General features: G+C 59.5%; 24 protein-coding genes. 11 read left to right on the plus strand and 13 right to left on the minus strand.

Annotation, left to right across the window (positions count from 1 at the left end):
• Positions 1-98 precede the first annotated feature (98 nt).
• Together typA and thiI are read right to left on the minus strand one after the other, a co-directional pair.
• Positions 99-1,919, minus strand: coding sequence for a translational GTPase TypA (gene typA, locus AC1RS8_RS01725; RefSeq protein ID WP_057712399.1), 1,821 nt, complete (start codon positions 1,917-1,919; stop codon positions 99-101).
• 139 nt (positions 1,920-2,058) lie between these two features.
• Complete coding sequence (gene thiI / locus AC1RS8_RS01730) at positions 2,059-3,513, minus strand: tRNA uracil 4-sulfurtransferase ThiI (RefSeq protein ID WP_057712400.1); 1,455 nt, start codon at positions 3,511-3,513, stop codon at positions 2,059-2,061.
• Positions 3,514-3,841: 328 nt separating this feature from the next.
• Here thiI and glnA point away from each other — a divergent pair, with 328 nt between their 5' ends.
• The 5 genes from glnA to ntrC all read left to right on the plus strand — a co-directional run bounded on the left by glnA (position 3,842) and on the right by ntrC (position 9,443).
• Entirely contained in the window at positions 3,842-5,248 is a 1,407-nt protein-coding gene (glnA, locus tag AC1RS8_RS01735; RefSeq protein ID WP_008002929.1) for a type I glutamate--ammonia ligase, read from the plus strand.
• A 298-nt stretch (positions 5,249-5,546) separates the two neighbouring features.
• A complete protein-coding gene (locus AC1RS8_RS01740) occupies positions 5,547-6,080 on the plus strand; it encodes a DUF4124 domain-containing protein (protein WP_489339592.1) in 534 nt (177 codons plus the stop codon).
• The gene (locus tag AC1RS8_RS01745; protein ID WP_489339591.1) at positions 6,077-6,697 is read left to right on the plus strand and encodes a DUF4124 domain-containing protein; all 621 of its coding nucleotides are present in this window, start codon (positions 6,077-6,079) and stop codon (positions 6,695-6,697) included. The genes AC1RS8_RS01740 and AC1RS8_RS01745 overlap by 4 nt, the downstream gene beginning before the upstream one ends.
• A 227-nt stretch (positions 6,698-6,924) precedes the next feature.
• Positions 6,925-8,010 carry a nitrogen regulation protein NR(II) gene (glnL, locus tag AC1RS8_RS01750; protein WP_057712404.1) on the plus strand — a complete coding sequence of 362 codons (1,086 nt, stop codon included), beginning with the start codon at positions 6,925-6,927 and terminating at the stop codon, positions 8,008-8,010.
• Positions 8,007-9,443 (plus strand): nitrogen regulation protein NR(I), encoded by a 1,437-nt coding sequence (gene ntrC / locus AC1RS8_RS01755; RefSeq protein ID WP_046040882.1) that lies wholly within the window; start codon positions 8,007-8,009, stop codon positions 9,441-9,443. Before glnL ends, ntrC begins: the two co-directional genes overlap by 4 nt.
• Positions 9,444-9,999: 556 nt before the next feature.
• Here ntrC and AC1RS8_RS01760 read toward each other — a convergent pair.
• Positions 10,000-10,440, minus strand: coding sequence for a hypothetical protein (locus AC1RS8_RS01760; protein ID WP_057712405.1), 441 nt, complete (start codon positions 10,438-10,440; stop codon positions 10,000-10,002).
• Here AC1RS8_RS01760 and trmL point away from each other — a divergent pair.
• Positions 10,439-10,894, plus strand: coding sequence for a tRNA (uridine(34)/cytosine(34)/5-carboxymethylaminomethyluridine(34)-2'-O)-methyltransferase TrmL (gene trmL, locus AC1RS8_RS01765; RefSeq protein WP_090452600.1), 456 nt, complete (start codon positions 10,439-10,441; stop codon positions 10,892-10,894). The two genes, AC1RS8_RS01760 and trmL, sit on opposite strands and share 2 nt — an antisense overlap.
• 116 nt (positions 10,895-11,010) lie before the next feature.
• Here trmL and secB read toward each other — a convergent pair whose 3' ends face one another.
• Genes secB through AC1RS8_RS01780 form a run of 3 tightly spaced genes read right to left on the minus strand, consistent with a single transcriptional unit; the run spans position 11,011 to position 12,222 of the window.
• Positions 11,011-11,496, minus strand: coding sequence for a protein-export chaperone SecB (secB, locus tag AC1RS8_RS01770; protein ID WP_057397192.1), 486 nt, complete (start codon positions 11,494-11,496; stop codon positions 11,011-11,013).
• A gap of 56 nt (positions 11,497-11,552) precedes the next feature.
• Positions 11,553-11,807 carry a glutaredoxin 3 gene (gene grxC / locus AC1RS8_RS01775; RefSeq protein WP_008047737.1) on the minus strand — a complete coding sequence of 85 codons (255 nt, stop codon included), beginning with the start codon at positions 11,805-11,807 and terminating at the stop codon, positions 11,553-11,555.
• A gap of 1 nt (position 11,808) precedes the next feature.
• A complete protein-coding gene (locus AC1RS8_RS01780; protein WP_008047735.1) occupies positions 11,809-12,222 on the minus strand; it encodes a rhodanese-like domain-containing protein in 414 nt (137 codons plus the stop codon).
• A 153-nt stretch (positions 12,223-12,375) separates the two neighbouring features.
• Here AC1RS8_RS01780 and gpmI point away from each other — a divergent pair, with 153 nt between their 5' ends.
• The 4 genes from gpmI to AC1RS8_RS01800 all read left to right on the plus strand — a co-directional run bounded on the left by gpmI (position 12,376) and on the right by AC1RS8_RS01800 (position 17,586).
• The gene (gene gpmI / locus AC1RS8_RS01785; RefSeq protein WP_429521811.1) at positions 12,376-13,905 is read left to right on the plus strand and encodes a 2,3-bisphosphoglycerate-independent phosphoglycerate mutase; all 1,530 of its coding nucleotides are present in this window, start codon (positions 12,376-12,378) and stop codon (positions 13,903-13,905) included.
• A gap of 253 nt (positions 13,906-14,158) precedes the next feature.
• A complete protein-coding gene (locus tag AC1RS8_RS01790) occupies positions 14,159-15,454 on the plus strand; it encodes a murein hydrolase activator EnvC family protein (protein WP_057712408.1) in 1,296 nt (431 codons plus the stop codon).
• A 34-nt stretch (positions 15,455-15,488) separates the two neighbouring features.
• Positions 15,489-16,808 (plus strand): S41 family peptidase, encoded by a 1,320-nt coding sequence (locus tag AC1RS8_RS01795; RefSeq protein ID WP_057712409.1) that lies wholly within the window; start codon positions 15,489-15,491, stop codon positions 16,806-16,808.
• A 1-nt stretch (position 16,809) separates the two neighbouring features.
• Complete coding sequence (locus AC1RS8_RS01800) at positions 16,810-17,586, plus strand: divergent polysaccharide deacetylase family protein (protein ID WP_489339590.1); 777 nt, start codon at positions 16,810-16,812, stop codon at positions 17,584-17,586.
• 148 nt (positions 17,587-17,734) lie between these two features.
• Here AC1RS8_RS01800 and AC1RS8_RS01805 read toward each other — a convergent pair whose 3' ends face one another.
• From AC1RS8_RS01805 to AC1RS8_RS01835, 7 genes are all read right to left on the minus strand, one after another.
• A complete protein-coding gene (locus AC1RS8_RS01805; protein WP_090452595.1) occupies positions 17,735-18,490 on the minus strand; it encodes a substrate-binding periplasmic protein in 756 nt (251 codons plus the stop codon).
• Positions 18,491-18,568: 78 nt separating this feature from the next.
• On the minus strand, positions 18,569-19,339 hold the full coding sequence (hisF, locus tag AC1RS8_RS01810; RefSeq protein ID WP_007972752.1) for an imidazole glycerol phosphate synthase subunit HisF: 771 nt from the start codon (positions 19,337-19,339) through the stop codon (positions 18,569-18,571).
• 9 nt (positions 19,340-19,348) lie between these two features.
• Positions 19,349-20,086, minus strand: a complete 738-nt coding sequence (gene hisA, locus AC1RS8_RS01815) for a 1-(5-phosphoribosyl)-5-[(5-phosphoribosylamino)methylideneamino]imidazole-4-carboxamide isomerase (protein WP_027617356.1) — start codon at positions 20,084-20,086, stop codon at positions 19,349-19,351.
• 42 nt (positions 20,087-20,128) lie between these two features.
• Positions 20,129-20,386 (minus strand): DUF2164 domain-containing protein, encoded by a 258-nt coding sequence (locus AC1RS8_RS01820; protein ID WP_489339589.1) that lies wholly within the window; start codon positions 20,384-20,386, stop codon positions 20,129-20,131.
• On the minus strand, positions 20,387-21,025 hold the full coding sequence (gene hisH, locus AC1RS8_RS01825) for an imidazole glycerol phosphate synthase subunit HisH (protein ID WP_057712412.1): 639 nt from the start codon (positions 21,023-21,025) through the stop codon (positions 20,387-20,389).
• Entirely contained in the window at positions 21,025-21,618 is a 594-nt protein-coding gene (hisB, locus tag AC1RS8_RS01830) for an imidazoleglycerol-phosphate dehydratase HisB (protein WP_003218037.1), read from the minus strand. The genes hisH and hisB overlap by 1 nt, the downstream gene beginning before the upstream one ends.
• 266 nt (positions 21,619-21,884) lie before the next feature.
• Positions 21,885-23,549, minus strand: a complete 1,665-nt coding sequence (locus AC1RS8_RS01835) for an OFA family MFS transporter (RefSeq protein ID WP_489339588.1) — start codon at positions 23,547-23,549, stop codon at positions 21,885-21,887.
• Between the two features lie 229 nt (positions 23,550-23,778).
• Here AC1RS8_RS01835 and AC1RS8_RS01840 point away from each other — a divergent pair, with 229 nt between their 5' ends.
• The gene (locus AC1RS8_RS01840; RefSeq protein ID WP_057712414.1) at positions 23,779-24,183 is read left to right on the plus strand and encodes an acetyl-CoA sensor PanZ family protein; all 405 of its coding nucleotides are present in this window, start codon (positions 23,779-23,781) and stop codon (positions 24,181-24,183) included.
• The last annotated feature ends 55 nt before the right edge of the window (positions 24,184-24,238 follow it).

Here is a 24,238-nt window from a genome sequence, read left to right on the forward strand (position 1 = left end):
CGCGATGAGGCCCGAACAAACACCGCATAAATCCCAGACAAACAAAAACGCCCCCGGTCTCTCGACCGGGGGCGTTTTTGTTCAGCCAGGGCTAAATCTTATGCCTTGGCTTTCTTGGCAGCGCGGGTACGCTCGCTTTCGTCCAGGATCTTCTTGCGAAGACGGATGGACTTAGGAGTTACTTCACACAGCTCGTCGTCCTGGATGAATTCCAGAGCCTGTTCCAGGGTGAAGCGAACAGGTGGAACCAGAGCGATGGTTTCGTCTTTACCCGAAGCACGCATGTTGTCGAGCTTCTTGCCCTTGGTAGGGTTAACGCCCAGGTCGTTGTCACGGCTGTTCAGACCAACGATCTGACCGTTGTAGATTTCCTGACCGTGTTCTACGAACAGCTTGCCACGCGCCTGCAGGGTTTCCAGGGAGTAGGTCAGTGCCTTGCCGGTTTCAACCGAAACCAGAACGCCGTTCTGACGGCCGGACATGTCGCCGGACTTCATCACGTCGTAACGGTCGAAGATCGAGGTCAGGATGCCAGCACCGTTGGTCAGGGTCAGGAACTGGTTACGGAAACCGATCAGACCGCGAGCAGGGATGTTGTATTCCAGACGTACACGGCCCTTGCCATCCGGCACCATGTTGGTCAGGTCGCCCTTACGCAGGCCCATCTCTTCCATCACCTTGCCCTGGGATTCTTCCGGAAGGTCGATGGTGACGTTTTCGAACGGTTCGTGCTTCACGCCGTCAACCAGACGGATGATCACTTCCGGACGGCCTACAGCCATTTCGAAGCCTTCGCGACGCATGGTTTCGATCAGTACCGAGAGGTGCAGTTCGCCACGGCCGGAAACCTTGAACTTGTCAGCCGAGTCGCCTTCTTCAACGCGCAGTGCAACGTTGTACAGCAGCTCTTTGTCCAGACGTTCCTTGATGTTACGGGAAGTCACGAACTTGCCTTCTTTACCGCAGAATGGCGAGTCGTTTACCTGGAAGGTCATGGAAACGGTTGGCTCGTCGACGGTCAGCGGCTTCATCGCTTCGACCGTGTCCGGGTGGCACAGGGTGTCGGAGATGAACAGCGAGTCCATACCGCTGATGCACACGATATCGCCTGCTGCAGCTTCTTCAACGTCGATGCGGTGCAGACCGTGGTGACCCATCAGCTTCAGGATACGACCGTTACGCTTCTTGCCGTCGGCACCGATAGCCACAACCGGGGTGTTCGGCTTGACGCGACCACGAGCGATACGGCCAACACCGATAACACCCAGGAAGCTGTTGTAGTCCAGTGCGGAGATCTGCATCTGGAACGGACCTTCACGGTCAACAGCCGGCGCCGGTACGTTGTCGACGATCGACTGGTACAGCGGGGTCATGTCTTCAGCCATTTCGGTGTGGTCCAGACCGGCAATACCGTTCAGGGCCGAGGCGTAGACGACTTTGAAGTCCAGCTGTTCTTCGGTGGCACCCAGGTTGTCGAACAGGTCGAAGATCTGGTCCAGAACCCAGTCCGGACGCGCGCCTGGACGGTCAACCTTGTTGATGCACACGATCGGACGCAGGCCGGCTTCGAAAGCCTTCTTGGTCACGAAACGGGTTTGCGGCATAGGGCCGTCTTGAGCGTCAACCAGCAGCAGAACGGAGTCGACCATCGACATTACGCGTTCAACTTCGCCGCCGAAGTCGGCGTGGCCCGGGGTGTCCACGATGTTGATGTGGTAGCCGTTCCAGTTGATGGCGGTGTTTTTCGCCAGAATGGTAATACCGCGCTCTTTCTCCTGGTCGTTGGAGTCCATCACGCGCTCGTCGTTGAGCTCGTTGCGCTCCAGGGTGCCGGATTGACGCAGGAGTTTGTCTACCAGGGTGGTCTTACCATGGTCAACGTGGGCAATGATGGCGATGTTGCGTAGATTTTCGATCACTTGTGTATCTCGATCAGAGGATTCGGTGTGCTGACAAGTCTTGGCAGCGATTAACAGTAGCGTCCGTGAAAGCCGTTACAGCTTGACGGTGGCATCGGGGGGCCGGTGACGCAGGCCACAGGCAAACAGCCCCGGGCACTTAGCTCGGTCGATAAACGCGCACATTGGCATGCCCCTCACTGAGCAAATGGTGGGCATGCAGGCGACTCATCACGCCTTTGTCGCAATACAGCAGGTACTGGCGAGTAGGGTCCAGTTCCTTGAAACGAGCGTTCACTGCATAAAACGGCATCGTTTGTACCTCGATGCCAGCGAGGTCCAGCGGGTCGTCTTCAGCGGCATCCGGGTGACGGATGTCGATGACGATCTGACCGGCCAGCGCTTCGCTGACTTCTTCAATCTGCAAGTCCTGGCCCAGTTCATCGATCACGCGATCGATCGGCACCAGCTTGGCGTTTTCGAGCGCACGCTCGAGTACCGCCATATCGAATTCTTTCTCTTCATGCTCGACGCGATAGCGCTTGGCCGCGGTCTTCGGATTGACCGAGATGACGCCGCAGTATTCCGGCATGTGCCGGGCGAAATCGGCGGTGCCGATTTCGATTGCCGTGTCGATAATGTCCTGCTTGTGACTGGCGATCAGCGGGCGCAGTACCAGCTTTTCGGTCACGCAGTCGATCACTGACAGGTTCGGCAGCGTCTGGCTCGACACCTGGGAGATCGCCTCACCGGTGACCAGTGCGTCGATGTGCAGTCGATCGGCAATTTGGGAGGAAGCGCGCAACATCATACGCTTCAATACTACGCCCATATGACTGTTATCGACTTTGCCGAGAATTTCGCCCAGCACTTCTTCGAACGGCACACTGACAAATAGCACGCGCTGGGAGCTGCCGTACTTCTTCCAGATGAAATGCGCGACTTCCATGACGCCCAGTTCGTGGGCACGTCCGCCCAGATTGAAGAAGCAGAAATGCGCCATCAGGCCGCGGCGCATGATCTGGTAGGCCGCCACGGTGGAGTCGAAGCCACCGGACATCAGCACCAGGGTCTGCTCCAGCGCGCCCAGCGGATATCCGCCGATGCCGTTGTGCTGGCTGTGGATCACGAACAACCGTTGGTCGCGAACCTCGATCCTGACTTCGATTTCCGGCGCTTTCAGGTCGATCCCGGCTGCGCCGCACTCGCGACGCAGCTTGCTGCCGACGTATTTTTCGACGTCCATCGAGCTGAACGTGTGCTTGCCCGCACGCTTGCAGCGCACCGAGAAAATTTTCCCGGCCAGCGCATCGCCGTAGTGCTGCCTGCACTTTTCGGTGATGTCGTCGAAGTCGCCCAGCGGGTACTCGTCGATCTGCAGAAAGTGCGCGATGCCCGGCATGCAGGTCAGGCGCTCACCCATCTCTTTCAAGGCTTTCGGGTCGGTAACACGGGTTTCCAGCTCGAGATTGTCCCACACGCCGTTCACCACCACGGCCGGGTCCAGATCACGGAGCACGGCGCGGATGTTTTTGGCCAACTGGCGGATAAATTTCGTCCGGACAGGTCGACTCTTGATGGTGATCTCGGGGAAGACTTTTACGATTAATTTCATGGAAACAGCGCGCGCATGGCCTGCCGAAAAAGGGGGGCGCGGATTATAGCGGAAATTGCTCAAGGTTTAACCAGTTAATGTGCAGAAGGTTTTGCATGCACCAAAACAGGTCACTTATTGGATATAGCGCCACATTACAGGGCGAGCTTTTCTGCTTTAAAGGGCAAAACGCCCTCTCAAGCGTGATTTTGGGGCAAAAAATCCATGCTGGGGCACTGGCATGCAATTTGCTCCCTTGTGAGGCAGGTTGCCTTGGCAGAGTATTCGCGCCGGCATCACAAACATTTAAGGGCATCCACTACCAGCCCTAATACACCCGGAGGACACTATGTCGAAGTCGGTTCAACTCATCAAAGATCATGACGTCAAGTGGATTGATCTGCGCTTCACGGACACCAAAGGCACTCAGCACCACGTGACCATGCCGGCTCGCGATGCGCTGGATGACGACTTCTTCGAAGTCGGCAAAATGTTCGACGGCTCCTCCATCGCCGGCTGGAAAGGCATCGAAGCCTCCGACATGATCCTGATGCCGGACGACTCCACCGCTGTTCTGGATCCGTTCACCGAAGAACCGACCCTGATCCTGGTCTGCGACATCATCGAGCCTTCGAGCATGCAAGGCTACGACCGCGACCCACGTGCGATCGCCAAGCGCGCCGAAGAGCACCTGAAAGCCACCGCTATCGGTGACACCGTATACGCAGGTCCTGAGCCAGAGTTCTTCATCTTTGACCAGGTGAAGTTCAAGTCCGACATTTCCGGTTCCATGTTCAAGATCTACTCTGAACAAGGTTCGTGGATGTCCGACCAGGACATCGAAGGCGGCAACAAAGGCCACCGTCCAGGCGTCAAAGGCGGCTATTTCCCGGTTCCGCCGTTCGACCACGACCACGAAATCCGTACCTCCATGTGCAACGCACTGGAAGAAATGGGCCTGACCGTCGAAGTTCACCACCACGAAGTGGCGACTGCCGGCCAGAACGAAATCGGCGTCAAGTTCAACACCCTGGTGAAGAAAGCCGACGAAACCCAAACCCTGAAGTACGTCGTGCACAACGTTGCCGATGCCTACGGCCGCACCGCGACCTTCATGCCTAAGCCTCTGTACGGCGACAACGGCTCGGGTATGCACGTACACATGTCCATCTGGAAAGATGGCAAGAACACCTTCGCTGGCGAAGGCTATGCCGGCCTGTCCGACACCGCCCTGTACTTCATCGGCGGCATCATCAAGCACGGTAAGGCCCTGAACGGCTTCACCAACCCGGCGACCAACTCCTACAAGCGTCTGGTTCCAGGCTTCGAAGCTCCAGTGATGCTGGCCTACTCGGCTCGCAACCGTTCCGCTTCGATCCGTATTCCTTACGTGTCGAGCCCGAAAGCCCGCCGTATCGAAGCACGCTTCCCGGATCCGGCTGCCAACCCGTACCTGTGCTTCGCCGCACTGTTGATGGCTGGCCTGGACGGCATCCAGAACAAGATCCACCCTGGCGACGCCGCTGACAAAAACCTGTACGACCTGCCGCCTGAAGAGGCCAAAGAGATCCCACAAGTTTGCGGCAGCCTGAAAGAAGCCCTGGAAGAGCTGGACAAAGGTCGTGCGTTCCTGACCAAAGGCGGCGTTTTCAGCGACGACTTCATCGACGCTTACATCGCCCTGAAAAGCGAAGAAGAAATCAAGGTACGTACCTTCGTACACCCACTGGAATACGAGCTGTACTACAGCTGCTGATCCGGTAGCGCCGCGGCACGCGGCGTGACAAAAAGAGGCCTCCTTCGGGAGGCCTTTTTTATTGCCCACGATTCAATGGCCGACAAAGTACCCTGTGGGAGCGGGCTTGCTCGCGAAAGCAATCTGTCTGACACATTGATCTTGAATGTACTGGCGCCTTCGCGAGCAAGCCCGCTCCCACAGGGGATCTGGGTTGCCGGACCTCCTTCGCAAACCATGCCCGAATGTGTCGTAGCTTGGGATAACCACCCAGCCTGGCCTATGCTGCAACCCAACGCTTTCGTTTCCGGTCGATTCCATGGGTCGTGGTTTTCTCTTCATCCTGCTGCTGGTTGTTCTGCCCGCCACGGCGCAGATCTACAAGTACACGGACGCCAACGGCGCCACCGCGTACAGCAATCAACCGCCTGATGGCATCAGCGCCCAACCGGTCGACTTGCCGCCCCTCAACAGCGTCGAACGCCAGCCTTCCGGCGAAGCCGCACCTGCTGCTGAAGCCAAAGTCGAAGCCGAAGCCGCTCACAATGAACTCCCCCACAAAACCTATGAAGTGCTGGAGCTGACAGGCCTGCCCAGCACCGAAGCCCTGCGCGCCAACAACGGCACGTTCACCGTAACAGTACTGATCACACCCCGCCTGCAAGCCACCCACCTGTTACGTCTGCTGCTGGACGGTCAGCCCTACGGCCAGCCAGGCAATGTGCCGATCCTGCAACTGGTGAACATCGATCGCGGCGAACACCGCCTCGCCGTGCAAGTGATCGATGGCGAAAACGTTGTGCAGCAGAGCCCTGCGGTGACATTCACCGTACAGCGGGTGCACATACCTTGAAGGCCTGGCTACTGATCGCCTGCCTGATCGCCCAGCCCGCCTCGGCAGAGGTCTTCATGTATGTCGATGCTCAGGGCAACCGGGTTTTCACCGACCAGCCAAAACCCGGCGACGCCCGGCGTGTACCGCTGACAAAGAGCAATCGAATAGCGGCCAACCCCACCAGCGCAGCACTGTTGATCGCCGAGAGCAGTCCTGAAGTACAGGCGCTGTTCCACTATGAGGTGCTGCGTATCCTGATCCCGGAACCCGACGCAACCATCCGCAGCAACACCGGCGAAGTCATTGTCAGCGCCACCAACGAACCGGCCCTGCAACCCGGTCACCACTACCGGTTGCTGCTCGACGGCCAGCCCACCGCCGAACCTGGCCTGAGCCCGGTGTTCCCGCTTAGCAACATCGATCGCGGCAGCCATACCCTGTCCGTGGAAATCCTCGACGAACAGGGGCGCATCGTCGAACGCACCGCCAACCAACCTTTCCACATGCAGCGCACGTCTGTCGCCCAGAAGCGCAGGATCAAACCCTGCACTCTCGAAGACTACGGCCAGCGGCCGGAATGCCCGCTCAGCGACAGACCAGGCGAAGAAAAAAATCCTTTCTTGAGACTCTTTTAACCTCGTTCAGGCTTGCGCACTATATTGGTGCAATTGTTTGCACCGTACTCACACTCCAACCCATTTTGGTTCGAAAGTACCCGCGATAGCTGGCAGAACGCCACGTAAACGAGCGTCAAACGCCTGTTTCAGGCGCTGAACGCTTCTTTTCGGAGCCTTGGTTTGGTTTTTGCATTTTGCCCGTATCAGCATTTTTTTACGCACGCTCTGCCCTAAAAGAGGTCCCGATGACCATTAGCGACGCACTCCACCGTTTGCTACTCGACAACCTCACCACTGCCACCATCCTTCTCGACGCCGAACTGCGCCTCGAGTACATGAACCCGGCGGCAGAGATGCTGCTGGCCATCAGCGGTCAGCGCAGCCATGGGCAGTTCATCAGTGAGTTGTTTACCGAATCGACCGAAGCGCTGAACTCGTTGCGCCAGGCCGTCGAGCAGGCGCACCCGTTCACCAAGCGCGAAGCCATGCTCACCGCCCTCACCGGCCAGACCCTGACCGTCGACTACGCGGTAACACCGATTCTGAGCAACGGCGACACGATGCTGCTGCTCGAAGTCCACCCCCGTGACCGCCTGCTGCGGATCACCAAAGAAGAAGCACAACTGTCGAAACAGGAAACCAGCAAGATGCTGGTGCGCGGCCTTGCCCATGAAATCAAGAACCCCTTGGGCGGGATTCGCGGCGCGGCACAATTGCTGGCCCGGGAACTGCCGGAAGAGAGCCTGCGCGACTACACCAACGTCATCATCGAAGAAGCCGACCGCCTGCGTAATCTGGTGGATCGCATGCTCGGCTCCAACAAGCTGCCGTCGCTGGCCATGTGCAATGTCCATGAAGTGCTTGAGCGTGTCTGCCATCTGGTGGAGGCTGAAAGCCAGGGCTGCATCACCTTGGTGCGCGACTACGATCCAAGCATCCCCGACGTCCTGATCGATCGCGAACAAATGATTCAGGCCGTGCTGAACATCGTGCGCAATGCGATGCAGGCCATCAGCAGCCAGAACGAACTGCGCCTGGGGCGTATCAGCCTGCGCACCCGCGCCATGCGCCAGTTCACCATCGGCCACGTACGCCATCGTCTGGTGACCAAGATCGAAATCATCGACAACGGTCCGGGCATCCCGGCAGAACTTCAGGAAACCATTTTCTTCCCCATGGTCAGCGGTCGCCCGGACGGTACCGGGCTGGGCCTGGCCATTACCCAGAACATCATCAGCCAGCACCAGGGCCTGATCGAATGTGACAGCCACCCCGGCCACACCACCTTCTCGATCTTTCTGCCACTGGAACAAGGAGCCACATCGACATGAGCCGTAGTGAAACCGTGTGGATCGTCGATGACGACCGTTCTATCCGTTGGGTCCTGGAAAAAGCCTTGCAACAGGAAGGCATGACCACGCAAAGCTTCGACAGCGCCGATGGCGTGATGAGCCGTCTGGCGCGCCAGCAGCCGGACGTGATCATTTCCGACATCCGCATGCCCGGCGCCAGCGGTCTGGAGCTTCTGGCGCGGATTCGCGAACAGCACCCGCGGCTGCCAGTGATCATCATGACCGCGCACTCCGATCTGGACAGCGCTGTCGCGTCCTATCAGGGCGGCGCCTTCGAGTACCTGCCCAAGCCGTTCGACGTCGACGAGGCGGTTTCCCTGGTCAAGCGCGCCAACCAGCACGCTCAGGAACAACAAGGCCTGGAAGTTGCCCCGACCCTGACCCGCACCCCGGAAATCATCGGCGAAGCGCCGGCGATGCAGGAAGTGTTTCGCGCCATCGGACGCTTGAGCCACTCCAACATCACCGTGCTGATCAATGGTGAATCGGGTACCGGTAAAGAACTGGTGGCCCACGCCCTGCACCGTCACAGCCCGCGGGCAGCGTCGCCGTTCATTGCGCTGAACATGGCGGCGATCCCCAAAGACCTGATGGAATCCGAACTGTTCGGCCACGAGAAAGGCGCGTTCACGGGCGCGGCCAACCTGCGTCGCGGGCGTTTCGAGCAAGCCGACGGCGGTACGCTGTTCCTCGACGAAATCGGTGACATGCCCGCTGACACCCAGACCCGCTTGCTACGGGTACTGGCCGACGGCGAGTTCTACCGCGTCGGCGGTCACGTGCCGGTGAAGGTCGATGTGCGCATCATCGCCGCGACTCACCAGAATCTGGAAACCCTGGTGCATGCCGGGAAATTCCGTGAGGACTTGTTCCATCGCCTCAACGTGATCCGCATCCATATCCCGCGCCTGTCGGATCGCCGCGAAGATATCCCGACCCTGGCCAAGCACTTCCTCGGCCGCGCTGCCCAGGAACTGGCAGTCGAACCGAAGCTGCTGAAAAGCGAAACCGAGGAATACCTGAAGAACTTGCCATGGCCCGGCAACGTGCGGCAGTTGGAGAATACCTGCCGCTGGATCACGGTGATGGCTTCGGGTCGCGAAGTGCACATCGGTGACCTGCCGCCGGAGCTGCTGAGCCTGCCTCAGGACTCGGCGCCCGTGACCAACTGGGAACAGGCCCTGCGCCAGTGGGCCGACCAGGCGCTGGCCCGTGGTCAGTCAAGCCTGCTCGACAGCGCCGTACCGGCCTTCGAGCGGATTATGATCGAGACCGCCCTCAAGCATACCGCCGGTCGCCGCCGTGATGCCGCCGTCTTGCTGGGTTGGGGACGCAACACCCTGACTCGCAAGATCAAGGAATTGGGGATGAAGGTTGATGGCGGGGATGATGATGAGGGGGATGAGGGCTAAACAGCCTTTAGTACTTCGCTGATCTTTAGGCCCAATCGCGAGCAAGCTCGCTCCTACAGTGGATTTTCGGTGTTTTCACGATCGTGCAGACACCATCGAACCCTGTGGGAGCGAGCTTGCTCGCGATGCTTTTTGGGTTATCAGTGCACCGCCGCAATGCACCGTGAACCGCAATCGCGCACAACCACTGTCCTGAAACCTCGCCATAAAACTCGATACTACCCGCCACCCAAAAACACAAAAGCCCCGGATCTCGGGGCTTTCAGCGCTTCAAAGCGATTTTTTGTTCCAAGCTGTTAAAACCTGGCATGCCCCCTGCAATAACCCTTTCAAGTGAATCAGTTCACCTACCCGGTTTCGGGGACCTTGGTACAGGCAGGCCGGGGATTCCCCTCTTTACATCGGGCTCACACCGCACCCGCGACGAGCCCAGCCGTTTTGGGGCCCTTGATACAGGCAGGTCAGGGGTTCCTTCTTTACACCAGGCTCACACCGCACTCGCGACGAGCCTCCCGTTTCGGGAACCTTGGTACAGGCAGGCCGGGGATTCCCTCTTTTATTGCTCCCGGAGATGGATCTCCAGCCGCCAGCGGTCATCAACCTCGCTACCGACCCATTCGCCCCGCAGGGGCCGGGCCGCTACCAGTGTCAGCAACAACCCTCCATCGCTCAAACGTACCCGCCAGTTCACGTCCTTGCCGCCGAGCTTGAGCTGACCTTTCTGCGCCTTGCCCTCGGCGCCAAACAGCAGCGCGACACTGCCGTCCACAATTTCGCCGTGGGTCTTGGGTTCATTGTTGAACCACACCACCAGCCCGTCGTTCGTCACTTCCACCTGCTGCAACTGACTGGGGTCTGGCGTGGTCAGGCGACCGATCATCATCCCGACCATCACCCCGACAATCGCCAGCGAGCCCATTACCCGCAGGAATAGTTTCGAACGCACGCCTTCTGGCGGCGTAGAATGCGCGTCATCTTTGCCTTCGGAGCCGTGCATGTTTCACGTCATCCTTTTCCAACCAGAAATTCCGCCGAATACCGGCAACGTTATCAGGCTGTGCGCCAACAGTGGCTGCCACCTGCATTTGATCGAACCGCTGGGCTTCGAGATGGACGACAAGCGCCTGCGCCGGGCCGGCCTCGATTACCACGAGTATGCCACCCTGCAACGCCACGCGGACCTTGCCAGCTGCCTGGAGAGCCTCGGCCATCCACGACTGTTCGCCTTCACCACCAAGGGTTCGCGGCCGTTCCACGATGCCAGCTTCGCCCCGGGCGACGCATTCCTGTTCGGCCCGGAAAGCCGTGGCTTGCCCGCCGAAGTGCTGGATGCCCTGCCCGGCGAGCAACGCCTGCGCCTGCCGATGCGCGAGGGCTGCCGCAGCCTGAATCTGTCCAATACCGTGGCGGTGGCCGTTTACGAAGCCTGGCGTCAGAACGACTTCAAGTAACCCCCAAAAAAATGTGGGAGCGAGCTTGCTCGCGATGGCGGTGCATCAGTCAACATTGATGTTGAAGCTGGTGACCTCATCGCGAGCAAGCTCGCTCCCACAGTATTGATACGCTTTTACTGAACGGTCGGAGTCTCGCCAGCAGCCTGCATGCGTTGCAGCTCTTGCGCGTACAGCGCATCGAAGTTCACCGGAGCCAGCATCAGTGCCGGGAACGAACCGCGGGTCACCAGGCTATCCAGGGTTTCGCGAGCGTACGGGAACAGGATGTTCGGGCAGAACGCACCCAGGGTGTGGCTCATCGAAGCGTCATCCAGGTTCTTGATCAGGAAGATCCCGGCCTGTTGCACTTCAGCGATGAACGCCACTTCGTCACCGTTTTTCACGGTAACCGACAGGGTCAGCACGACTTCGTGGAAGTCGGCTTCCAGCGTCTTCTGACGGGTGTTCAGATCCAGAGCGACGCTCGGCTCCCACTGCTGGCGGAAGATCGCCGGGCTTTTCGGAGCTTCGAAGGACAGGTCACGCACATAAATGCGCTGCAAGGAGAATTGCGGTGCAGTTTCTTCTTCGTTCGCAGCAGTGTTCTGTTGGTCAGTCATCGCAGATCCTTCTTGATCCAGGGTTCTTTTAGGTTTGCTTGTTTGGGGTATTGCCGTCAGGCCCTGAGCAGCGCGTCGAGCTTGCCGGCACGCTCCAGGGCGAACAGATCATCACAACCGCCCACGTGGGTGCTGCCGATCCAGATTTGCGGCACGGACGTACGCCCGGCCTTCTGGGCCATCGCAGCGCGCACCTGCGGCTTGCCATCGACCTTGATCTCTTCGAAGGCCACACCTTTGTTCTCGAGCAGATACTTGGCTCGCGAGCAGTAAGGGCAGTAATCGCTGGAATAGACGACGACGCTACTCATATCACTTCACCAGCGGCAGATTGTCGGCTTTCCAGCTGGAGATACCGCCGGACAGCTTGGCGGCGGTGAAGCCGGATTTCATCAATTCGCGGGCGTGGGTGCCGGCGGTCTGGCCCATGGCGTCGACCAGGATGATGGTCTTGGCCTTGTGCTTTTCCAGCTCACCTACACGTGCGGTCAGTTTGTCCTGAGGGATGTTCAGCGCGCCGACAATGTGACCGGCGGCGAAATCCTTGGTCGGACGAATGTCGATCACTACGCCTGCGTCCTTGTTGACCAGCCCGGTCAGTTCGCCGGTGCTCAGGCTACGGCCGCCGCCCTGCATTTGATAGGCAATCAGCAACGCCAGCAGTACGACGAAAATACCGACGAGGATGTAGTGGTTAGTGGCAAATTGAATCAGGTTAGCAACCATCGAAGGAGGTTCCAGGGCGTTAAAATGTCGGCCAGTATACACAGCCACTATGGTGGGCCAAACCCCGTCCGGCGGTGACGCGGCCGGAACTTCGCTTTAAACTGCCACTCCCTTTTCCATTGCTCCTTTTTATCTCAGCCACGAGTGGATTCCATGACTACCACGCCTAAACCTTTGGTCCTGATGATTCTCGACGGCTTCGGTCACAGTGACAGCCCTGAATCCAACGCTATCTTCGCCGCGAAGAAGCCCGTACTGGACCGCCTGTGGGCCACCGTGCCGAACGGTCTGATCTCGGGCAGCGGCATGGACGTCGGCCTGCCGGACGGCCAGATGGGCAACTCCGAAGTCGGCCACATGAACCTGGGCGCCGGTCGCGTGGTGTATCAGGACTTCACTCGCGTCACCAAATCGATCCGCGACGGCGAGTTCTTCGAGAATCCGACCATCTGCGCTGCCGTGGACAAAGCGGTCGCCGCCGGCAAAGCCGTGCACTTCATGGGCCTGCTGTCCGATGGCGGCGTACACAGCCACCAGGATCACCTGGTTGCCATGGCCGAACTGGCCTTCAAGCGCGGCGCTCAAAACATCTACCTGCACGCTTTCCTCGATGGCCGCGATACTCCGCCGAAAAGCGCGCAGTCGTCGATCGAACTGCTCGACGCGACCTTCCAGGCCCTGGGCAAAGGCCGGATCGCCAGCATCATCGGCCGCTACTACGCCATGGACCGCGACAACCGTTGGGACCGCGTGTCCCAGGCCTACAACCTGATTGTCGATGGCCAGGGCGAATTCAACGCCGCCACCGCCCAGGAAGGCCTGCAGGCGGCATACGAGCGTGGCGAGAGCGACGAATTCGTCAAGGCCACCTCCATCGGTGAGCCGGTAAAAGTCGAAGACGGTGATGCCGTGGTGTTCATGAACTTCCGCGCCGACCGTGCCCGCGAGCTGACCCGCGTGTTCGTCGAAGACAACTTCAGTGAGTTCGAGCGCGCCCGCCAGCCGAAACTGGCCGGTTTCGTCATGCTGACCCAATACGCCGCCAGCATTCCTGCGCCGTCGGCTTTCGCGGCCGGCAGCCTGGAAAACGTACTGGGCGATTACCTGGCGAAAAACGGCAAGACCCAACTGCGCATCGCCGAAACCGAAAAATATGCCCACGTGACCTTCTTCTTCTCCGGCGGCCGCGAAGAACCGTTCCCGGGCGAAGAACGCATCCTGATTCCGTCGCCAAAAGTCGCCACCTATGACTTGCAGCCGGAAATGAGCGCACCGGAAGTCACCGACCGTATCGTCGACGCCATCGAAAACCAGCGTTACGACGTGATCGTGGTCAACTACGCCAACGGCGACATGGTTGGCCACAGCGGCGTGTTCGAAGCGGCGGTCAAGGCCGTTGAATGCCTGGACCTGTGCGTGGGACGCATCGTCGATGCCTTGGAAAAAGTCGGCGGCGAAGCCTTGATCACCGCTGACCATGGCAACGTCGAGCAAATGTCCGATGAAACCACCGGCCAGGCGCACACTGCGCACACCACCGAGCCGGTACCGTTCATCTATGTCGGCAAGCGCGACCTGAAGGTGCGCGAAGGCGGCGTGCTGGCGGACGTGGCGCCGACCATGCTGAAGTTGCTGGGCCTTGAGCAACCGGCGGAAATGACAGGGACTTCGATTCTGGTGTAACCGGGATATCCCGAACACTGAAAAACCCTGTGGGAGCGAGCTTGCTCGCGATAGCAATCTGACAGCCAACATCTATGTTGAATGATCGGACGCCATCGCGAGCAAGCTCGCTCCCACAATGGTTTATGGAGTTTTCGAAATGGAATTCAGTCTGTCGCTCGCTCCAGTCATCACACAGTCAGAAATGGGCATTTTTTTTGCTGCCCATGGCGGGCATACTAGGCCGTCCCTTTCCCTGGTGCCGCCTGCCCCTATGCTTCGCGTCCTGATAGCCCTAGCTCTGACATGCCTGCTCCAACCGGCCTTTGCTGACGAGCGCGCAGATACCCAACAACAGTTGGACGCCACGCGTCAGGACATTGCCGAGCTGAAGAAGCTGCTGGGCAAGCTGCAGGAAGAAAAGTCCGGTGTGCAGAAAGAGCTCAAGGGCACCGAAACCGAAATGGGCAAGCTCGAGAAGCAGGTCGAAGCCCTGCAAAAAGAGCTGAAGAAAAGCGAAGCCGAGCTGCAGCGACTCGATGCAGAGAAAAAAAAACTCCAGAGCGCGCGCATTGAACAGCAACGACTGATCGCCATTCAGGCCCGGGCGGCCTACCAGAACGGTCGCCAGGAATACCTCAAGCTGCTGCTCAACCAGCAGAATCCTGAAAGATTTGCCCGTACCCTCACCTATTACGATTACCTGAGCCAGGCTCGCCTGGAGCAGTTGAAGAATTTCAACGAAACCCTGCGCCAACTGTCCAATGTCGAGAAAGACATCGCCATGCAGCAGGCGCAACTGCTGGTGCAGCAAAGCAGCCTCGACACCCAGCGTGATGAGCTCGAGAAAGTCCGCAAGGAGCGCCAGCAAGTCCTGGCCAAGCTCAATGACGACGTAAAGGCCCGCGATCAGAAACTGGCGGCGCGCGAGCAGGATCAGGCAGACCTGTCTAAAGTCCTTAAAACCATTGAAGAAACTCTGGCACGCCAGGCCCGTGAGGCAGAAGAAGCGCGACAAAAAGCGCTGATTGCCCAGCAGGAAGCCGAAAAAAAGCGTTTACGTGAGGCCCAGGCGCAGGCAGATGCCAGCGACGATGCCCCACGCAAACCGGTCAGATCGACACCTGGCGCACTGGTTTCCAGTTCCGGCGAAACCTTTGGCGGTCCGTTTGCGTCAACCCGCGGCAAACTTCCCTGGCCTGTCGATGGTCGACTGCTGGCGCGCTACGGTGAAAGCCGAGGCGACGATGCCCGGACCAAGTGGGATGGCGTGATGATCGGCGCGTCTGCCGGCAGTGCGGTGCGTGCCGTACACGGTGGTCGCGTGGTGTTCGCCGACTGGTTGCGCGGCGCCGGGCTGCTGGTGATCCTCGACCACGGCAATGGTTATTTGAGTCTGTACGGTCACAACCAGACGCTGCTCAAGTCTGCCGGTGACGTTGTAAAAGCCGGTGAGCCTATTTCCACTGTCGGTAGCAGTGGCGGGCAGGACACACCAGCGCTGTATTTCGCAATTCGTCAGCAGGGTCACCCGAGTGACCCTGCGCAATGGTGCCACGCGCAAGGATAGGCGTAGAGTCACCTACATTAGGAGTTCGTTCGACATGCTGCATTTGTCCCGCCTTACCTCGCTGGCCCTGACGATCGCCCTGGTGATCGGCGCGCCTCTGGCGTTTGCCGCTCAACCAGCGCCGGTGGTTGCGCCTGCGGGCACTGCCGCGACCACCAAGGCGCCGCTGCCGCTGGATGAGTTGCGCACCTTTGCCGAGGTGATGGACCGGATCAAGGCCGCTTATGTCGAACCGGTGGACGACAAGACCCTGCTGGAAAACGCCATCAAGGGCATGCTCAGCAACCTCGATCCGCATTCCGCCTACCTGGGCCCTGAAGATTTCGCCGAGCTGCAGGAAAGCACCAGCGGTGAATTCGGTGGCCTGGGCATTGAAGTCGGCGCCGAAGACGGCTTCATCAAGGTGGTGTCGCCGATTGACGACACTCCGGCCTCCAAGGCCGGCATTCAGGCCGGCGACTTCATCGTCAAGATCGACGGCCAGCCGACTCGCGGCCAGAGCATGACCGAAGCCGTGGACAAGATGCGCGGCAAGATCGGCCAGAAAATCACCCTGACGCTGGTGCGCGATGGCGGCACGCCGTTCGACGTGACCCTGACCCGCGCCGTCATCCAGGTCAAGAGCGTGAAGAGCCAACTGCTGGAGTCGGGCTACGGCTACATCCGCATCACCCAGTTCCAGGTCAAGACCGGTGAAGAGGTTTCCAAGGCCCTGGCCAAGCTGCGCAAAGACAACGGCAAGAAGCTCAAGGGCATCATTCTCGACCTGCGCAACAACCCGGGCGGGGTGTTGCAGGCGGCGGTGGAAGTGGTCGACCACTTCATCACCAAGGGCCTGATCGTTTACACCAAGGGCCGTATCGCCAACTCCGAGCTGCGTTTCTCTGCCACCGGCAAGGACGAAAGCGAAGCCGTGCCAATGGTCGTGTTGATCAACGGCGGCAGCGCCTCGGCTTCGGAAATTGTCGCCGGCGCCCTGCAGGACCAGAAACGCGCCGTGCTGATGGGCACCACCAGTTTCGGCAAGGGCTCGGTGCAAACCGTGCTGCCGCTGAACAATGAGCGCGCATTGAAGATCACCACAGCGTTGTATTACACGCCGAACGGCCGCTCCATCCAGGCCCAGGGCATCGTCCCGGACATCGAAGTGCGCAAGGCCAAGATCACCAGCGAGCAGGACAGCGATTACTTCAAGGAAGCGGACTTGCAGGGTCACCTGGGCAACGGCAACGGCGGCGTCGACAAACCGACCGGTTCCAGCGGCAAAGCCAAGCCGATGCCGCAGGACGATGATTACCAACTGGCCCAGGCCCTGAGCCTGCTCAAAGGGCTGAGCATCACGTCCGGCCGTTGAGATGTTTCTGCGGTTACTGATCGGTCTGCTGTGTTGTCTGGCGGGTGTTGTTCATGCAGAACCCGCCGGATCGACGTCCCACAAAGCCTACCTGAGCCTGATCATCGATGACCTGGGGCAGAGCCTGCCCCGGGATCGCCGCGTGCTGGCCCTGCCCGGCCCGGTGACTGCGGCGATCATGCCCGATACACCCCACGCCACCGAATTCGCCCGCGAAGCCCATCGCGCCGGCAAGATCGTCATTCTGCACATGCCCATGGATCCGGCCACCGGACCGTTCGCCTGGAATCCCGAGCTGCCCGTCGATGAGCTGGAAAAACGCCTGAACGCCGCGTTCAAAATGGTCCCGTACACCAGCGGCATCAACAACCACATGGGCAGCCGCATGACCGCACAACCAACGGCCATGGCCTGGCTGATGGCGGCCTTGCAGCGACGGCACAAGTTCTTTGTCGACAGCCGCACCAGCGCGCAGACCGTAGCCGCTGCCCAAGCGCAGAAGATCGGTTTGGCGAGCGTTTCACGGGATGTATTTCTCGACGATGAGCGTACTGAAGCAGCGATTTTGACCCAGTTGCAAACCGCGATCAGCCTCGCGCGCAAGCAGGGTTCGGCGGTGATGATCGGGCATCCGTATCCACAGACGCTGGCGGTACTGGAACGCGAACTGCCCAAACTCAAAGCTCAGGGGATCGAGTGGATTGATATCCGGCAGATGATCAGCGTACGCGGAAACCGGGCGACGGCGGCGCATGGCAAGGATGGGGTGTACCGCTGAGTCTGCGGCACCACAAAACTACTGTGGGAGCGAGCTTGCTCGCGATGGCGCCATCAAATTCAACATCTCTATCGACTGGCAGACCGTCATCGCGAGCAAGCTCGCTCCCACAGTGGTCCGGGCATGGCTAACGGGTTGGTATTGAATCCTACAGATACTGCGCCATTATCTCGTCCACCCGACCTTCCTTGCGCATCTGATCCAGCGCCGCCTGGAGCTTGGCAACCGTCTCGTCCGGCACGTCCTTGTTCAGTGCCAGGTACAGTTCGGCACTGTTGAAACGCAATACGGTTTTCAACCCGTTAACCCCTTCCTGGCGCGCCAGATAGCGCCCGGCCGGGTCACCAGTGGCCCACAGGTCGATCTGCCCGTTGACCAGTTTTTTCGCGTTGTCCTGGTCGCGCAGTACAACAATCGGATTGAGTCCCTGCTTGGCCAGCGTCTCGGCAATGGCGTCGCCCTTGTAGGCGCCGATCTTGTATTTGCGCGCGTCATTCAAGGTTTCGAGGGTGATCTTGCTGTCAGCCTTGGCCAGCATGATCCAGTCGTCCGGGCCAATCGGGCCGACCCATTTGAAGAGTTTTTCGCGATCGGGCAAGCGCGCCATGACGAATACGCCGTAACCGGGTTTTTCCAGGGTGAGTTTGTAGATTCGCTCCCAAGGGAAACGCAGCGTCAGGCTGTAGGTGATGTCGGCGCGCTTGAATATCTCGCGGACGATATCGGTGGCGATGCCATCGATGTTCTCGTCCTGAGCGAAGTTCTTGCCGTTCTTCGCCATGTTGTACGGCGGGAAGTTTTCCGTCAGCAACACCAGGTCGGTATCGGGACTGTCTTTAGCGTTTGCTCCATTGATCAACAACAGAGAAGCGCTGGCAAGGACGAGAAGAAAGCGTTTAAGCATGTCTGGCTACCGAAATCCATGGCGTACCCAAGAGTGCCTTGGGTACGCCATGGTGTCCACTGGCCTGTACCGGTTTGTTTAACGCATCACGATTCCGCGATGGGCCATATAGGCCTTGGCTTCCTGCACGGTGTATTCGCCGAAGTGGAAAATACTCGCCGCCAGTACCGCGCTGGCGTGGCCTTCGATAATGCCGTCGGCCAGGTGTTGCAGGTTACCGACACCGCCAGAGGCGATCACCGGAATGCCCAGTGCATCACTGATGGCGCGGGTGACGCCCAGGTCAAAGCCGTTTTTCATGCCGTCCTGATCCATGCTGGTCAGCAGGATTTCGCCGGCGCCCAGGCCTTCCATTTTCTTCGCCCACTCAACGGCGTCGAGACCGGTTGGTTTGCGACCGCCATGGGTGAAGATTTCCCAGCGCGGGGTTTCGCCCGGTCCGGAAACCTTCTTCGCGTCGATAGCCACCACGATGCATTGCGAACCGAAATGCTGCGCGGCTTCGCCGACAAATTCCGGGTTGAACACCGCTGCGGTGTTTATCGAGACCTTGTCCGCGCCGGCATTGAGCAGGTTGCGGATGTCCTGCACGGTGCGCACGCCGCCGCCCACGGTCAGCGGGATGAACACCTGGCTGGCCATGCGCTCGACGGTGTGCAGCGTGGTGTCGCGGCCATCGACGCTGGCGGTGATGTCGAGAAAGGTAATCTCGTCGGCGCCCTGCTCGTCGTAGCGACGAGCAATTTCCACCGGGTCACCGGCGTCGCGGATGTTTTCGAATTTCACACCCTTGACCACCCGGCCGTTGTCCACGTCCAGGCAAGGGATGATGCGTTTGGCCAGCGCCATGATCAGTCCTCAGCCTTTGTACGAATCGCAGAAAGCTTGCGCTTCAGCGACATCGAGGGTGCCTTCGTAGATCGCACGGCCTGTGATCGCACCGATGATGCCTGGCGCCTTGGCGTCGAGCAGGGTCTTGATGTCACCCAGGTTGTGGATGCCGCCGGAAGCGATCACCGGGATCTTTGTTGCAGCAGCCAGTGCCGCGGTGAACGGTACGTTGCAGCCCTGCATCATGCCGTCTTTGGCGATGTCGGTATAAACGATCGAAGACACGCCGTCGGCTTCAAACTGCTTGGCCAGGTCGATCACCTGGATGGTGCTGATTTCAGCCCAGCCGTCAGTGGCGACAAAACCGTCTTTGGCATCCAGGCCCACGATGATTTTGCCCGGGAACGCGCGGCAGGCTTCTGCAACAAAGGCCGGATCTTTCACGGCCTTGGTGCCAATGATCACGTAGCTAACGCCCGCTTTCACGTAGTGTTCGATGGTTTCCAGGGAGCGGATACCGCCGCCGATCTGGATCGGCAGGTTCGGATAACGCTTGGCGATGGCAGTGACCACTTCGCCGTTGACCGGCTGGCCTTCGAAGGCGCCGTTCAGGTCGACCAGATGCAGACGACGGCAACCGCCCTCCACCCACTTGGCAGCCATGCTCACCGGGTCATCGGAGAACACTGTGGAATCTTCCATGCGGCCCTGGCGCAGACGAACACAGGCACCGTCTTTAAGATCGATAGCGGGAATAATCAGCATCTGGCAAACCTTCAAATTCGAATGTTCAGCTTGGCTCGGAAATCAGCTTTTCTCGAGCGCCCACAGGTCGCTTTCGATGCTTTCGAACCTCTCTTTGAGGTGCGCCTGCACATCGAAAATCGCCCTGTTGTAATAGTGCGGAGCAATTTCACGGGTAAACAGCTCAAGAATCTCCGCCGCCTCGAACGAGCCGAGGTCGAGCTCAAAGCGGTCTTCCATGAAACGCTTGATCTTGCGATTGGCCTCGCTCTCCTGTTCGGGAGTGAGGGTCAGAATCGGCGGCTTCTTCTTGACGGCCATTTACCAGCGACCGTCCCACGCGGCGAAGTTCTGCAGCAACTGCAGGCCATGGGTATGGCTTTTCTCCGGGTGGAACTGCACGGCGAAACGCGAACCTTCGGCCAGCGCTGCGGCGAAATCGACACCGTAGTGACCGCCCCCCACCACCTGCCGCGCGTTGGCGGCAGCGATGTAGTAGCTGTGCACGAAGTAGAACCGCGCCAGGTCCGGAATGTCGTGCCACAGCGGGTGACTGACCTTCTGCTTCACTTCGTTCCAGCCCATGTGCGGGACTTTCAGGTGTTCCCCGTCTTCATGCAGGTCTTTGCCGAAGAACTTCACCGCGCCCGGGAACAGGCCGATGCAGTCGACACCGTCGTTCTCTTCGCTGGTGTCGAGCAAGGCTTGCATGCCCACGCAGATGCCAAGGAACGGCCGGTCCTGGCTGACTTCACGCACCAGTGAATCGAAGCCGAGGCGACGGATCTCCGCCATGCAATCGCGAATCGCGCCGACGCCGGGGAAAACCACCCGGTCGGCTTCGCGAATCACGTTGGCATCGCTGGTGATCAAAACCTTGCCGGCACCGACGTGCTCGAGGGCCTTGGCCACCGAGTGCAGGTTGCCCATGCCGTAATCGATAACCGCGACTGTCTGCATTACAGGACGCCCTTGGTCGATGGCATTTGTCCGGCCATGCGGTCATCGAGCTCGACGGCCATGCGCAGAGCGCGGCCGAAAGCCTTGAACACGGTTTCGATCTGGTGGTGGGTGTTGGTGCCACGCAGGTTGTCGATGTGCAGGCTGACCAATGCATGGTTGACGAAGCCCTGGAAGAATTCCTGGAACAGGTCAACGTCGAAGCCGCCGACGGTGGCGCGGGTGTACGGAACATGCATCTGCAGGCCTGGACGGCCGGAGAAGTCGATCACAACCCGCGACAGCGCTTCATCGAGCGGCACGTAGGCGTGGCCGTAGCGACGGATGCCTTTTTTGTCGCCGATGGCTTTGGCAAACGCCTGGCCGAGGGTGATACCGACGTCTTCCACCGTGTGGTGGTCATCGATATGCAGGTCGCCCTTGCTGACAATATCCAGGTCGATCAGCCCGTGACGGGCGATCTGGTCCAGCATGTGCTCAAGAAAAGGAACACCGATATCGAATCGGGCCTTTCCGGTGCCATCGAGGTTGATCGAGGCTTTGATCTGGGTTTCCAGAGTGTCGCGCTCGACAGACGCCTTACGTTCGGCCATCACCAGCTCCGCAAAATCATTGGGCGAAAAAGGCAGCCATTATAGGCGTGCGGGGCCGAAACAGAAACACGAGAGGTGATATCGCTGACGGAATGAATTCGGGGGTGCCGGCGATGTACATGTCCATACAAGCCATTTGGCACACCACAAAAAAATGTGGGAGCGAGCTTGCTCGCGATAGGGCCATCACATTCAACATTTTTGCTGACTGTCAGACCGCTATCGCGAGCAAGCTCGCTCCCACAGGTTTCGGGTTGAAACTGGTGTTAGTGAAACAGCACCGCCGTCTTCTGCAAGGTCACCCAGACACCCCACGCCAGCGGAATGCCCACCACCAGCCACGCCGCAACCGCCAGCGGCTTGGTGCCCGGCGCGGCTTTCCACTCCAGCACGGTGCTGCTGTCGGCGCCTTTGTCATGGCCCAGCGCCTGTTCGGCGGCCAGTTCGGCGTCGGTCATGAAGTACTTGTCCGCCACCGGACGCACCAGCAGGTTGCACAGGAAACCCAGCACCAGCAGGCCGGCGAGGATGTACAGGGTGATGTCGTAAGCCGCCGCACGCTCGACGCCGATGCTCAGTTGGTATTCACGCAGATAGTTCACCAGCACCGGACCGAGCACACCGGCAGCAGCCCACGCCGTCAACAGACGACCGTGAATCGCACCAACCATTTGCGTACCGAACAGGTCCGCCAGATACGCCGGAACAGTCGCGAAGCCACCGCCATACATCGACAGGATGATGCAGAACGCCGCCACGAACAGCGCGATGCTGCCCAGGTGACCCAGGTTCGGAATCAGTCCGTACAGGGCAAAGCCCAGGGCGAAGAACACGAAGTAAGTGTTTTTGCGGCCCAGGTAATCCGAGAACGAAGCCCAGAAGAAGCGCCCGCCGATGTTGAACAGGCTGAGCAAACCGGTGAAGCCGGCAGCGATGGCGGCGATCGAAGCCAGTTGCGAAGCGTCGAGTTGGCCGAACGCCAGGTCATTGCCCAGCAACTTGCCAGCGAACACTTCCTGCAACAGCGGCGACGCCATGCCGAGGATGCCGATACCAGCCGATACGTTCAGGCACAGCACCAGCCACACCAGACGGAACTGCGGCGTCTTCCAGGCCACATTCACGTGAACATGACGATGAGTGATCATCGCGTTCGAGGCTTTTTTCGCCGGGGCCGTCCAGCCTTCCGGCTTCCAGCCGGTTGGCGGAACGCGGTAGGACAGTGCGCCACCGATCATGAACACGAAGTAGATCGCGGCCATCACCAGGAAGCTCTGCCAGACGCCGACGCTGGTTGGCGAGGCGAAATGCCCCATCAGTGCCGCCGCCAGCGGGGCGCCGACCATTGCGCCACCGCCGAAGCCCATGATCGCCATGCCGGTCGCCATTCCGCGCTTGTCCGGGAACCATTTGATCAGGGTCGACACCGGCGAAATGTAGCCCAGGCCCAGGCCGATACCGCCAATGACCCCGGAGCCGATCCACATCAGCCAGATCTGGTGGGTATACACCCCCAGCGCCGAAATCAGCAGGCCGCCACACCAGCACAGTGCCGATACGACACCGGCCTTGCGCGGTCCGGCATGCTCCAGCCAGCCACCCCAGATGGCGGCCGAGCAACCCAGGAAGATGAAGAACAGGGTGTAGATCCAGCCGAGCATCGAGATCGGCCAGTCACACTGGGACGAAAAGACTTGTGCGATAAAACTCATGTCCGGTGCGCAGGCCACTGGAGCGGAGATGCCCAGCGCCTTGGACAGCGGCAACCAGAACACCGAAAAACCGTAGGCCATGCCGATGCACAAGTGGATGGCCAACGCGGCCGGTGGCACCAGCCAACGGTTGAAACCGGGCTTGGCGATGATCCGCTCCTTGGACAGGAACGCAGGCTGGTCGGTGCTGAAGCCGTCCGCCGTGATGCTCGTGGTCATTGTGTATCCCCCAATTATTTGTATGGTTCGCCAGCCACAGCTCACTCCCGGCCTTTATGCACGCAGGCATGACCGTTTTTTGTAGAGCACCTTGTTGTGCGACAACAGGTCGCAGAAGGACGGACGAACGGGCAAAGGTTACCATTTGCAAGTGACAGAAAAACCAAACTGACATCACCTTTTGTACGTCATCTGATCTCTATCGCTTCATGACCTCACAGGAATCACCATGCCGATCATTGTCGAGCCGCTGAACCAAGCCACTGCCCAGGATCGGCAGGATCTGCAAAAGATCTACTGCGACGCCCCGGACTGGCTGTTCGCCCCTTTTTCCGGGGCCGCGCAGTTGATCGAAGACTGTTTGCGCGACGGCACACTGATCGCCGGACGCTTCAACGATCGCCTGCTGGGCGCGGCCCGGTTGCAAAGGCACCAAGACGCCTGGCACTTGTCCCAAATATGTGTTCGAAAAATTACCCGTCGCCGTGGTGTTGCCGAGCGACTGGTTGCCGAAGCCCAGAAAATGGCCGCGCAATCGGGCATGCCCCTGCGCCTGCTGGCGCCTGCCGGGCATCTGGAGGCTCAGGCGCTGGCCGCCAAGCTGAAACTGCCACTGGATGTGCTGCCGGCGTGATCACTGACCGGTCGTCTGTTCGGGGGCGCTATACTCCTCGGCTAAATTTTGAATT

The organism is Pseudomonas sp. GW821-FHT12A04, assembly GCF_058807755.1.